Source organism: Candidatus Methanoperedens sp. BLZ2 (assembly GCF_002487355.1).
Lineage (GTDB): Archaea > Halobacteriota > Methanosarcinia > Methanosarcinales > Methanoperedenaceae > Methanoperedens.
Genome location: NZ_NTMG01000044.1, coordinates 1 through 12648, shown reverse-complemented (window position 1 = coordinate 12648; position 12648 = coordinate 1). Strand labels below are relative to the sequence as shown.

Here is a 12648-nt window from a genome sequence, read left to right as displayed (position 1 = left end):
AATGGGCAGGAATTTTTTTAAATACCACCACCCCCCCAACCTGCCCATTATACCACCATTATTTTGTCTAATATATCAGGATATTTGTCTAATATATCAGGATATGTCTAATATATCAGGATATTTTCAAATATACCAGGATAATCTCAATTGAATATACAAATTGGATAGAGCAGGCAGTGGATAGGATGTGGGGAAAATATAAATGAATTATTTGCCTGCTCATACTAACAATAAGTATCATAACTAATATACTTATTCGGACACTAAAATGAGCATGATGATGACAAAATAATCATTCAATTAACACTACTTCCACTTCTTCACCAGCATTTCGTCCTTCGATATTTTCCGGAATTATCACGAACCCATCAGCTTTAGAAACCGAACTTAAAATCCCGGCCCCTGCTGTTGCCAGTGGTATCGCAACGCCATTATCTATTTTTACACGGGCAAATGTTTTATACCCTGTCCTTCCAGCTATTTTTCCGGAAAGAACTGCCCTTACAGTTCTTTCAGGCTCATCCGGAATATGCCCGAGCCTTCGAAATGCGGCCTTTCCATAAAAAAAAAGCGCCACTATACCTGCAACTGGATATCCCGGCATGCACAAAACAGGTTTACCATTGATAATTCCAAGAGCTGTAGGCTTCCCAGGACTGATCCCGACACCATGAACAAGGAGTTTTCCAAGTGATCCGACAACTGCCGGAACAAAATCGCGTTTTCCCACTGAAGTCCCGCCGCTTGTTAAAATCATATCTGCATCAGGATTTGATATAATAGCTTCTTTTATTTTTTCAGGAGAATCAGTCACAATATCAAGCAGGCGAGGGATGCCCCCCCATTTTCGTATATACAACGCAGACATCAATCCATTCGTTTCATAGACCTCTCCATCCGCCAGGTTTTTCTTACCTCTGGGCGCAAGTTCCTCACCAGTCGGAATAATAACAACAAGAGGCCTTTTAAAAACCTTAATATTCCCGATACCAAGGGATGCAAGAACAGCGATATCACAGGGACGAAGCAGGCGTCCCCTGTTTAAGATAATTTCACCTTTTTGTACATCCTCCCCTATTGCCCCAACGTTCTTGAAGGGATGGATTTGTGCAAATATCTCAACCTTATCGCCGCTTAATACCGTATCTTCCATCATAACGACCGCATCCGATTTTTCCGGCATCGGTGAACCTGTATGCACCCTCATGCATGTACCTTTCTCCATACTATTTGCTAATCTGAGTATGACAGGCGAGCCGGTGCCTGCTCCGAGCGTTTCAGATGCCATGACTGCAAATCCATCCATGGCTGCACGCCTGTAATGCGGCACATCTATACTTGCAATTATATTTTCTGCAATTATCCTTCCATCACATTCTTCGATGGGCAAGGTCTCTATTTTTGAAATTGGTTGAAATGAATGGAGAAATAATTCTTTTGCTTTTTGTGCATTTATTCTTTCTTTAAACATCATCCACCCGACACAGGAGGGAAAATAGCTATTTCTTCACCCGGTTGAAGCAAATTATCCATTCCATTTGATTCAAGAATATTTTCTCCATTCAGAAAGATATTAACATAGGGCTGTAATTTTCCATTGGTGAATAAGATCTTATCAAGGCCCGGGAACTTATTACAAATCATTTCAAGTATCTCTCGAACAGTATCTCCTTCAATCTCAAGCTCACCGGTTTTTGTGAATTCCCTGAAATTTGCAAAGAATCTGATCCTGATTTTTGGCATGCACCATGAATGTTTTTCCAAAACCATAAATGCTATGAATAAGTTTAAACTATCATGGAGTGGATGAATAAAAAAAACTTTCCTTATTATCTTTGTTTTTTTATCCTGGTAGCCCTTGCATTTTTCTTAAGACTTTACAGGCTTGATGAAAGGGTATTTCATCACGATGAGGCTGCTGTAGGTTATTTTACGTACAGGTTGTTCACGCAGCATAGCTATTCTTACGATCCCTCGTTCCATGGGCCTTTCATGTATTATGTGACAACAGAAATATTTAAAAGAATAGGGGATAGTGATTATTCTGCACGGATTCTGCCAGCAATTCTCGGGTCTGCTATGCTGTTATTTTTGCTGCCCTTAAAGAAACATATCGGAAAGACCGGGTTGCTGATCTGTGCTTTCTTCCTTGCATTCTCGCCATCGTTCCTGTATTATTCCCGGTTTTACAGGGAAGATATATTCATGTCCTTTTTCACACTATTATTATTTGTTTGCGCGATCAAATATACAGAGAATTATTCTAAAATGAATTATTCAAATGATAAAAATATAGTGATCAGGAATGCATATTTATTTGCAACTATATTAATAATATTAACACTGGCGTTTATCTGGGTCATACCGGGTTTATATATCAGGATGCTGTCGTTGTTAACCTTAAAAGGTTTATATTTTGTTTCATATGCATTAATTGGATTAGTTATTATTATTCTATATTTTGGCAGATATCCTTTAATGAGATTTCTTTACATTGTTATCGGGGCACTGGCGCTTGCATCGCTGGTGGCACTTAAAGAAAATGCATACATCATAATGGCTCTGGTAGTCTTTTTCCTGTTTCTTTTCGCCATAAGGGAAAAATGGTATAGTGATTTGATCGGGAAAATCAAAAATCTCGATAATAAATTTTTGATCCTGTCTACAGAAATGCTATTATTTATTTTTATATTTTTTGTCTTTTTCTCATTATATTATACGGGAAATTTCCTTGACTTTACGGGGATGAAAGATGCCTTCATGAAAGCGGTTTTACACTGGTACGAGATGCATAAGATCGAACGTATGGGCGGCGTTTTCTTTTTTTACCTGCCGATCATAGCTCTCTATGATCTTCCAATATTAATATTTGGAATTTTAGGAATTGCACATTATAGCTGTTGTGATAATAAGAAAAGAAAGATATTAATGATTTCTCTTATCTACTGGATAATAGTTTTAATATTTTATCTTATATCAGAAACATATCCGGCATCAAGCAGGTTCCTTCCTGTATATTACCTCCCGGCTTCAATAATCGTTTTATTACCGTTGCTGCCATTTTCATTCTTAAGCGTATTGAAGTCAAAAAATCTTTTTGTTGCTTTCCTGACATACTGGGCACTGGCTAATTTCTTTGTATATTCCTATGTCCAGGAAAAAGTACCATGGCTCGTACTCAATCCCTTACTTCCCCTTGTATTAATTGCAGCGATCTACCTGAATGAAATTATTCCGGGACTGGATTTGAATTCCCGTAAAGGGGTTATTACAGTTATAATTATTATTTTAACATCATCTTTTTTTATATATTCAAGCGTTGAATTGAACTTTAAACGTTATACAGATACCGCTGAACCTCTTATCCAGGCGGCCCAGCCACCGCAGAAATTTGCATTATTCTTAAGTAAAATAAATGAAATTTCATCGCAGTATGAGGGTAATTATACAAAGATACAACTTACAGACCCGGAATTAGAAACCCAGTTCCTCTGGTATATGCGCCATTTCAATAATATTCAATGGAAAGCCAATATCAATTCCACTCTTGACGCGCCGTTGATAATCGTTCATCAGGGCGATGAGGCGCCAAGTGAAGCTGATATCGTAAAGCGCAACCTTCGCACAGATTATGAGCGACTTGATAGCGCAAAGATGTCATGGTACTGGTTTAAAGAATCAGATATAACCATTGATTATTTGCTTTACAGGAAGATGAATCGAGAGCCGTCAGAATACAAGATAGTGCTGTTCTATAAGCCTAAATACCAGGATAGTTAAGTTGCCGGATTCAACGCTCCTGGCCAAGCAGCAAGATTGTCCTGGCAGTCTTTTCACACATGATCTCCCAACCTTTAATGAGTTCCTTTCCACCTCTGCAAACCATACTGGCAAACCCCTGTGCTTCATTGCTCCGATCCCCGAAAGCCATTACTGTGTTCGCACTTGATTTGAGCAATTGACCAGCGTCTCTTCCTGTTTCCTTAGCAATGAGTGCAAGCTTGGTATTGACCGCAGTTCTGTCAAAATCAAGGTTAAACAGCACCTTAAGATCATAGACATCCTTGAACCTCTCCCTGCCTGTATGTACTTGTGTTGCCATGATCTTATCTGCGATCAGATCTTCAATGCTTGAGTGGGGAAAGACGACTGCTTCCACGGGTTTTGCTTCTTCCATAACATAAAATTCCACTGGCTTTATGACCTTCTTTATCGCAGGAAGCCATGCATGCTTGCAGTTTATCTGAACTCTTATGGGCTTTGCCTGAACATCATTTCCGGCTACATGCTCGTACTCTCCAAACCTGGAAGGCATCCTGTGCCTGAAGTTCAAGGTTCCTGATGCTTTATCAGCGGACTCAAATTCAAAAAAACCATATGGGATTCCCTGTATCTCAACTGCCGTTCCCTGATTTCTTAGCTGCTTATTTATTTCTTCAATCTTCTGAATCAATGCATTGTGATTCTGTATCGTTGTATTGAAATCAAGATCATTGGATGCACGCTGGAACATTGGATCAATGTAGCTCTGAACGCAGGTTCCGCCTTTGAATATAAGATATTCGCTTATGGGCAGAAGCCTGTATAAAATCTCCATGTGCCAGAACATAGTCTCTGTGAGAAATGCAGGAATGCCATATTTCACCTGTATCTTTCTGAATATATCCTGAGTGAGCTGGTCCCGGCTCCACGTATGTATTGTGGATAGAAGTTTTATCTTTTCCTCAACTCCAAAAGAAATTCTCATCCCATCACCGTGTTTATTGCATGCCTTATCTCCTTTTCATCTACCCAACCGTGTGCCATGGTCTGTTCTTTCCCAGTTACCTCGAAAAGCCTTTTACCCCTTATCTCATTGAACTTTTTCATAACCGCCAGTATAAGAGAAAGTAAACCTTCCTCCTGTGCAAGCTTTTTGAAATATGCAATATCCAGAACATTATCCAGCCTGTTCTGCAGCAGTGCAAGATAAGCACCGTATAGGGTGAATGGTGTCTTCCTGACCAGGCACTCGATAATTCCCCGTTCTACAGACGCCACCCAAACCTCGATACCCAGGAAATCTGTCCTTACAATGTCCGGCGGGATGTTATTACACGCATAAGTAATAATAGTAACATCCCCTGCCTCATCCATATTTTTCTCATATACTTTTATATTTGCAATTTTACCAAGTACCCGGAGGCGGGGATAAAGATGCTTATAGTGATCTTTCAATATGTTTACAGCATAGACAGGAGGATCATAATCTACAGGATTGATCTTCCGGCGTGCAGCAGTAAAGGAGCCAAGGTAGTATTTATCACCGCAAATCCTGTCAACAGCTGCAAGCACGTCCTGTGGAGTACGCAAATAATCTGTGCCTGACAAAAGCAAGTCGCGCAGTTTGTCATGAAGAGGAAATTCAGGGTCAAGAGCTACCCTGATGCGCCCGTTTACAGTTTCTTTTAAGACTCCAAGACCAATTAGCTCTTCAACCTGCTCATATGTGCTCCTAAGACCTGAGCCTGTCATTTTAACAAGCTCATTCCTGGTCATTGACCTGCTGGATTGAGCAAGTGCCTGCAGGAGCTTTATCTTGGTCCTTGTGCCTAATATTAATTCAAGCATAAAGGATAATTTTGACTTCATACCATATAAATATTACTACTTATAGTAGCTAATATATTATATTACTATTTTTAGTAGATACTTGTTCATGAACTCATCTGACTCTGGTTTTGTTATAAGGATCGGTTCGTCGAATTCAAGGTTCTTCAAATAAAGTCACAGTCTACCTCCACTTTAATTTATATATTAGTTTAGTTGTTAGATTATATGGAACATGAAATTTTGGAGGTAGTATGGTGAAAGTTCTCATTGTTGTGGATATGATAAATGATTTCGTCACAGGGAAACTTGGAAGTGACCGCGCCCGGAGTATCGTCCCGAATGTTGTTGCTCTTGTAAAGAAAGCGCATAAACTTGGAGTTCCGGTAATATTTCTACGGGATGCACATAGTACGACAGATAAGGAAATGGGCATATGGGGGGAACATGCCATGAAAGGAAGTAAGGGATCAGAAATTATACCGGAGATTCAGCCTGAAAAAAATGATATAGTGATAGAAAAAAAATGGTACAGCGCTTTTGTGGATACGCGACTTCCTGAAATATTAAAACAAATGAATGCAGACACCCTGATCTTTACAGGTGTGAGTACAGATATCTGCGTACAGAATAATGTTGCTCATGCATATTTTTCAGGATATAAGACTATAGTTGCGCGTGACTGCACTGCTTCAATAGATGAAGAGGCTTATGAATACGCCCTAAAATATATGAAAAATATATTCGGTACGCAAATTTCATCATCTGATAAGGTTTTATAATGGTTTTTATGATCTCCGGAGTCGATGAAGCAGGAAAAGGCCCGGTTCTTGGGCCTATGTGCGTTGCAGGAATACTGCTTGATGGAACAAAAATAGGCGAGCTTTCAAGGATCGGAGTGAAGGATTCTAAACAACTGACTGCAAAAAAACGGGAAGTATTGGCCGGGGAAATAAAGGAACTGGCTGAAAAATATTTTATCCTTGAAGTTACTTCTTCCAGGATAGATGAACTCAGGAAGATAATGACAATGAATGAAATAATGGTTGCCTCGTTTACGAAAGTCCTTAAGGAATTAAGACCCGATCATGCTTTTGTAGATGCAGCGGATGTAATTGCGAACCGGTTTGGCGAAAATATCAGGATGAAATACCCAGGGGAAATAATGATCACCTCAGAACATAAAGCAGATGTTAAATACCCGATCGTATCGGCTGCTTCCATACTTGCGAAAGTCCAGAGGGACTTGCTTGTAAAACAAATCGAAAACGAATTGGGATTGGAAATAGGAAGCGGTTATCCTTCTGATGCTAAAACTATCGGATTTCTTGAACAATGGGTAAAAGACAATAATTCCCTTCCTTCTTTTGCCCGTAGTTCCTGGGAGACTTCTAAAAATATTTTTGATAAATTTGATAGAAACCAGAAAAGATTATTTGATTACGATATATAAAGATGAAACAAGCCTTTCGATAAGCTTTCTTCCTTCTTGAGTCTTGAAAATTGGTAGATTCCAATCCTGTATTATTCTTCTCCTTTGTGTTTTAACTTCCTTTTGTTTTATTGGATCAAAGCCGGTTTTCTCCTGCGATTTCCTGTAAACCATTATGCCGCATCGCTGCCAAACCGGTGTTTCAGCAAGATTGATCCCATGACTGAATACAAGCTCATGGATCTGGCTGGCTTTCATGTTTTTCAGGCTCATTGCAGCCTCATTTTCGCTCATCCCGGATTTTAACAGCGTGTAATATCCATAGGAACTCATATGGTTTCTCCATGCTTCAGCCTGTCTCCACAAAAGATATTTGTAAATGTCTTCTTTTCCAAGAATGACGATCCTTGAATCAAAAGAAACAGGTTTTTCAAGCTTCAACTGGATTGTAAGCGCTGAGGAAACAAATGCTGGAATAATGGAATCGATTTTCTCGACCCTGTTGTTATAAGGCATTTCATAGAAAAAGAAAGATATTTCATCTGAAAATGTAAAAGCAAAAAGTGGGTTCAGGCCGCTTTCCTTAAAAAATAATTCAATAGAATCCGCCATCGCCCTGGCAAATATCTCATCATATGGTTTTAAAAGCCCGAGTAACCCCAGTGCGCGATGAAAACCCTTTCCATCGATCCTTACTGCAAAAGGAGGAAATACCCGAAGGTGGGAATATATTTCCCTCTCTTTCATTTCATTTTCTGAAAAATCATCACTCAAGATTTATTATTGTTCCTCATCTTCCTGGGGAATATCATACTCTTCAGAAACCTCTTCGGGTTTCTTGAACTGGTCTTTGACATGCCTTATGAGAATAACATCCGCAACCGCTACAACCCACCTGAACGGGACGACGACGCCTTTGCTTCCCGAATCGAACATATTGGGATTTAATTTTGTGGCAGCAAGACCCGTTGCTTTTTTCTCGTTTACTTCAAGAACCACATCATTAACCTTTCCGATATATACTCCTTTTTCCGTGTAAATGTTTAATCCAAATAGAGTTGAAACCTCAGCCTGCATTGTATCACCTTACCTGAATATGAATGATATCAATATAAACTTTATTGAATCTTTTTTGAGACTTTTATTATATTCTGGTTTGAAAAACCACAGAGAGCACAGAGTACACAGAGAAAAGCTGCAACGCTCTGTGCTCTCTGGGTACTCTGTGGTCGATTATCCTTACGCACAAGTTTAATATTCTTATGTGATGATTTAGGCTGCAATGTTAACAACTGATGATATTAAAATTCTTATTAAGAAATATGCGCTTCAGAATGCTGTAAAATATAACAAGCTGCCGCAGGCTGGTTCTGTCATGGGCAAGGTCATGGCGGCCCCGGAACTAAGGACAAGGGCCAAAGAGATAAATTCACTTGTGGGAGAAGTGCTGGATGAGATAAACAACATGTCTCCCGATTTATGGGAGCAGGAATTGAACCGGCTTGCGCCTGAACTCATTGCAGAACTCAAGGAAAAGAAAGAGCCGGAAAAAGGCCTTCCACCGCTTGATATTAAAGGGCTGCTTGTGATGAGGTTTGCGCCAAACCCCAATGGTCCGCCCACCATTGGAAGTTCACGCGGTATTGTTGTGAACTCGGAATACACAAAAAAATATAAGGGCAAGTTCATCATACGTTTTGATGACACAGACCCGGCGACCAAGCGCCCCATGCTTGAAGCGTACCACTGGTATCTTGATGACTGCGAATGGCTCGGTGCAAAACCGGATGAGGTAGTTATTGCCTCTGACAGGATCCCGAAATATTATGAGGTAGCTGAACAACTTATCAAAAAAGGCGGAGCATACGTTTGTTTCTGCGAGCAGGAGGAATTCAAGGCGCTAAAAGATGAAAAGAAAGCCTGCCTCCACAGGGGAAAGGATGTGGAAGAGAATCTTACATTATGGAAAAAAATGCTGTCAGGCGAATTTAAAGAGCAGGGAGCAGTGCTTCGAATCAAGACTGATATCTCACATAAAGACCCGGCAATAAGGGACTGGGTAGCCTTCCGCATCATTAAAACGCCGCACCCAAGACCCGAAGTTGCAGATAAATACAATGCCTGGCCGCTTCTTGATTTTGAGGGCGCCGTGGAAGACCACCTCCTGGGCACGACGCTTATTATCCGGGGCAAGGACCTCACGGATAGCGAGACGCGCCAGCGATATATATATAAATACATGGGCTGGAAATATCCCGAAACCATGCACTGGGGACGCGTACAGATACACGAGTTCGGGAAATTAAGCACAAGCGGCTTAAAGAAAGCGATAGCTGACGGAACATACACGGGATGGGATGACCCGCGCGTGCCCACGATAAGGGCATTGAGGCGGCGCGGCATACGATCAGAAGCTCTCAGGAAATTCATGATAGAACTTGGTCTTGGGGAAACAGATATCAGCATCAGCCTTGACACGCTCTATGCCGAGGACAGGAAGATCATTGACCCGATCGCAAACAGGTATTTTTTTGTATGGAATCCTGTTGAACTTGAAGTGGAGGGTGCAGAACCAAAAGTTGCAAAGGCGCCGCTTCATCCTTCAAGAGGAGGGATGAGAGAGATCCCCGCAGGAACAAAAGTGCTAATATGCCAGAGCGATGTGGAAAACCTGAAAGAAGGTGAAAAGCTGCGGTTGAAAGATCTTTATAATATCCAGATCACAGGATTATCGCCGCTGTCAGCCAAATTCATCGGCACCGATATGGATCTTGTCAAGAAGGAGAAAGCGCGCATCATCCACTGGGCTCCGCTTGATGGCCTGAAAGTGCGAGTTCTTTCACCGGACGGCGAATATTCGGGAATTGGCGAGCGCGGGATCGAGAAAGAGCTGGATAAGGTGGTGCAGTTTGAGAGGTTTGGCTTTGTGAGGATCGATAGCGTTAGTGGGGATGAGGTAGTGGCGTATTATACGCATAAGTGACAAATTATTTTTCTTTTTGTTTACAGCGCTCAGGAACATGCTTAAAATACTCGAATAAGCCCAATTAGAAAGAAATCATCGTAATGAAAACCAAACAGTTATTAGAGAGCATACATAATTAATGATCATTGGTTAATATGTCTGAAAGTCTTGTCCATGAAAGTATTGATATCCTGACGAAATCAAAATTCTTCGGAAGTAAAGAGAAATTGCTCGACGAAGCAGTCAGGACTTTGTTGGAAGTCAAACCCTCTTTTAAAATAGAAATCGCGGTGGAACTTTATAAGAAAGGCACTATTTCAATGAGCAGAGCTTCAGAAATTGCTGGAGTATCAGGAGAAGGATTCAAAGAAATACTATCAAGCAGAGGTATAGTCCGAAAGATCAAAGCCCCCACAAGTGAAAAAATGAAGAAAGAAGTCGATTTGATTTTGCAGCGATAAAGATGATTATAATTTTTGATACGGACATACTTAGTGCTTTTGCAAAAATAGAAGCTTTGCCGTTATTAAAAACTCTTTTTTCAAAACATGAAATTTATATAACTCCTGAAATTTATGGTGAGCTCAACGTTCCCATTGATTACGGCTACACTTTTCCTCTGGATATATTCAAGAATTTCAAGGTGATAAATCCTGATAATGAAGAACAAGAAACATACAGGACATTTTTAAGAACAAATCGGCGCATCGGGAAAGGCGAACTTGAAGCAATTTCAATATGCATCAGCAGGAAATGGATTTTCTCATCTATGGATGAAGTTGCGATATCTTTTGCATTAGCAAATGGTGTGATCACCATAAGTCTTCATTCTATTTTAAGATCGTTATGGGAATCAGGTATTTTGACCAAAAATGAAGTGGAAGAAATTATTTTAAAGATCGAACAGAAAGATAATACAAGGATTAGAGATATTCAAAAGATATTGAAATAATAGATTCGATCCAACAAATGCTCTTTTAAGCCCGGTTATGTGCTTGTCGAGAATGAAATAGGGGCGCTGATAGAATCGGCGGGAATAAAATGCATACTATGGAAGTCAATTCAGATTCGATGTTTGATTTCATCAAATTGCCTTAATTGCACCAACATGTAATGTAACGGTCACAAAAATACAATAAGTACATTTTGAAGCAGCAGCTTCATCCCCGCAAAGAGGCGTTTCGGGCAAGAAACTCCTTCGTTTTGCAGGGATATTAAATGCTGATGATGTCACTGATATGACACAGGCAATTGAAAATGGGTATGGTAAATTGGTTTCTATAAGCTGCAAACTTGGCATCTGATAACGATTGTGGAAAGATTCGTGATACTCCTCTCCCCGGGTTATTCTATTCCAGTGTCCGACGGATGGATATGCGGCTCTGCTTTCGGATGGCGAGATGAACGCAGCGGAGGACAACATCGGACGGAGGAGTATTTCAAGGAGACAATGGTGCAGAATGAGAATTATATAATAATAATTTCATTTACAAAGCTCTGCGCTATTGATTATATGCTCACAATTAAGCCAGAAAATATAAGTAAGCACTTTTACCGTACTTTATGCATAAATGAAAAAAAGTGTATACTTTGGCATACATACAATAATTGACCGTCGGGATTGGGGGGAAGTATTTCTTATATACTATGAATCAAACTCATTCATATATAAATTAATTTTAAAATGTTTCGCCTCTGTAGCATTAATTTCTTGTGATCGAACTTGAATTTCTATCATTGTACTTAAAGTCTTTAAATGCTCAACTATTCCAAGAATATTATCTTTTCCATTATTTCTTACTATTATACAGCTGCCTTTCTTCATATCCTGTGGTTTCATAATGCCACTATTTTAAGATTATCCGCCTTGAAATCAATAATATATGCTGCTGTTAATTGTATAAAATTTCATATGCTTGTGAAAATCAGCGAGTTTGGATTCTGCTTTCATACAACTATAAACTCCTTATGAAATGAGCATAACATTTCACAGATAAGATTAAAGTCATCCAAATAGTTTACAGATAAAAAGAGGAGAAAGTGATTGACGATTGCAGAGTTCGACCAGAGGAATGCATATGCGAAATAGGGCTTCGCAAAAGGAGTTTTTATTATGGATAAGGGAGCACATTTTTACAGGTGCGATTTTCAAGTTCATAGTCCGAGAGATAGAAATTGGACTGGAAAACAAATTGGCGTTAATCCAGATGCACTTGAAACATTAACCGCTGAACCGAAAAAGCAAATAACTGATGACAGAATTCAGTTTGCAAAAGAGTATTTGCTTAAAGCCAGAAATGCCGGACTCAATGCAATTGCTATAACTGACCATCACGATGTAGTTTCAGCAAAGCTTATTAGAGAGGTTGCAAAAGAAGAAAATCAAGCATTTATTGCTGATTCTCAATTTGAAAAGATAATAACCATATTTCCGGGTATTGAATTAACTCTTGCAAATCCTGCAAGTCAATGTTTATTAATCTTTGATGCTGGTTTTAGTGACGCCAATCTTGATTATGTTATTAATTTTTTAGGGATCACACCGACAAATGAATTTGAAAAGTCCACAGTAGAAACTGAAAGAATCTCACAAGCGATTATTAACGACTTAGAGCCTATCCGAAAAGTCCGGATGCTCTGAATGTTATCCATGCACATG

Annotated in this window: 15 protein-coding genes; 7 read left to right on the top strand and 8 right to left on the bottom strand. The window is 39.7% G+C overall.

All coding sequences use genetic code 11. The annotated features are described in order from the left end of the window. Nucleotides 1-295: 295 nt before the first annotated feature. Entirely contained in the window at nt 296-1477 is a 1182-nt protein-coding gene (locus tag CL181_RS08035; RefSeq protein WP_097298793.1) for a molybdopterin molybdotransferase MoeA, read from the bottom strand. Next, the gene (locus CL181_RS08030; protein ID WP_097298839.1) at nt 1474-1746 is read right to left on the bottom strand and encodes a ubiquitin-like small modifier protein 1; all 273 of its coding nucleotides are present in this window, start codon (nt 1744-1746) and stop codon (nt 1474-1476) included. The genes CL181_RS08035 and CL181_RS08030 overlap by 4 nt, the downstream gene beginning before the upstream one ends. Nucleotides 1747-1809: 63 nt before the next feature. On the opposite strand from CL181_RS08030, the gene CL181_RS08025 reads away from it, so the two are divergent. Continuing rightward, complete coding sequence (locus CL181_RS08025) at nt 1810-3783, top strand: flippase activity-associated protein Agl23 (RefSeq protein ID WP_176505114.1); 1974 nt, start codon at nt 1810-1812, stop codon at nt 3781-3783. Between the two features lie 10 nt (nt 3784-3793). Here CL181_RS08025 and CL181_RS08020 read toward each other — a convergent pair whose 3' ends face one another. Then, the gene (locus CL181_RS08020; RefSeq protein ID WP_097298791.1) at nt 3794-4750 is read right to left on the bottom strand and encodes a nucleotidyl transferase AbiEii/AbiGii toxin family protein; all 957 of its coding nucleotides are present in this window, start codon (nt 4748-4750) and stop codon (nt 3794-3796) included. Continuing rightward, complete coding sequence (locus CL181_RS08015) at nt 4747-5613, bottom strand: hypothetical protein (protein ID WP_097298790.1); 867 nt, start codon at nt 5611-5613, stop codon at nt 4747-4749. The genes CL181_RS08020 and CL181_RS08015 overlap by 4 nt, the downstream gene beginning before the upstream one ends. Nucleotides 5614-5846: 233 nt before the next feature. Here CL181_RS08015 and CL181_RS08010 point away from each other — a divergent pair, with 233 nt between their 5' ends. Continuing rightward, complete coding sequence (locus CL181_RS08010; RefSeq protein WP_097298789.1) at nt 5847-6374, top strand: cysteine hydrolase family protein; 528 nt, start codon at nt 5847-5849, stop codon at nt 6372-6374. Then, complete coding sequence (gene rnhB / locus CL181_RS08005) at nt 6374-7045, top strand: ribonuclease HII (protein WP_255251483.1); 672 nt, start codon at nt 6374-6376, stop codon at nt 7043-7045. The genes CL181_RS08010 and rnhB overlap by 1 nt, the downstream gene beginning before the upstream one ends. Here rnhB and CL181_RS08000 read toward each other — a convergent pair. Both CL181_RS08000 and CL181_RS07995 read right to left on the bottom strand, forming a co-directional pair. Next, nucleotides 7025-7798: a tRNA(His) guanylyltransferase Thg1 family protein gene (locus CL181_RS08000; RefSeq protein ID WP_320410167.1), complete on the bottom strand. Its 774-nt coding sequence runs from the start codon at nt 7796-7798 to the stop codon at nt 7025-7027. The two genes, rnhB and CL181_RS08000, sit on opposite strands and share 21 nt — an antisense overlap. A gap of 6 nt (nt 7799-7804) precedes the next feature. Beyond that, on the bottom strand, nt 7805-8101 hold the full coding sequence (locus tag CL181_RS07995) for a PRC-barrel domain-containing protein (protein WP_097298788.1): 297 nt from the start codon (nt 8099-8101) through the stop codon (nt 7805-7807). A gap of 205 nt (nt 8102-8306) precedes the next feature. On the opposite strand from CL181_RS07995, the gene CL181_RS07990 reads away from it, so the two are divergent. The 3 genes from CL181_RS07990 (at nt 8307) to CL181_RS07980 (ending at nt 10941) form a co-directional block, all read left to right on the top strand. Further along, nucleotides 8307-10007, top strand: a complete 1701-nt coding sequence (locus CL181_RS07990; protein WP_097298787.1) for a glutamate--tRNA ligase — start codon at nt 8307-8309, stop codon at nt 10005-10007. A 137-nt stretch (nt 10008-10144) separates the two neighbouring features. Continuing rightward, entirely contained in the window at nt 10145-10450 is a 306-nt protein-coding gene (locus CL181_RS07985) for a UPF0175 family protein (protein ID WP_097298786.1), read from the top strand. Between the two features lie 2 nt (nt 10451-10452). Next, the gene (locus tag CL181_RS07980; protein ID WP_255251482.1) at nt 10453-10941 is read left to right on the top strand and encodes a hypothetical protein; all 489 of its coding nucleotides are present in this window, start codon (nt 10453-10455) and stop codon (nt 10939-10941) included. Between the two features lie 132 nt (nt 10942-11073). On the opposite strand, the gene CL181_RS07975 is transcribed toward CL181_RS07980, so the two are convergent. Next, nucleotides 11074-11280: a hypothetical protein gene (locus tag CL181_RS07975; RefSeq protein WP_141398840.1), complete on the bottom strand. Its 207-nt coding sequence runs from the start codon at nt 11278-11280 to the stop codon at nt 11074-11076. A gap of 354 nt (nt 11281-11634) precedes the next feature. After that, nucleotides 11635-11829: a hypothetical protein gene (locus CL181_RS07965; RefSeq protein ID WP_097298782.1), complete on the bottom strand. Its 195-nt coding sequence runs from the start codon at nt 11827-11829 to the stop codon at nt 11635-11637. A gap of 273 nt (nt 11830-12102) precedes the next feature. Here CL181_RS07965 and CL181_RS07960 point away from each other — a divergent pair, with 273 nt between their 5' ends. Next, nucleotides 12103-12630 carry a PHP domain-containing protein gene (locus tag CL181_RS07960; RefSeq protein WP_097298781.1) on the top strand — a complete coding sequence of 176 codons (528 nt, stop codon included), beginning with the start codon at nt 12103-12105 and terminating at the stop codon, nt 12628-12630. The last annotated feature ends 18 nt before the right edge of the window (nt 12631-12648 follow it).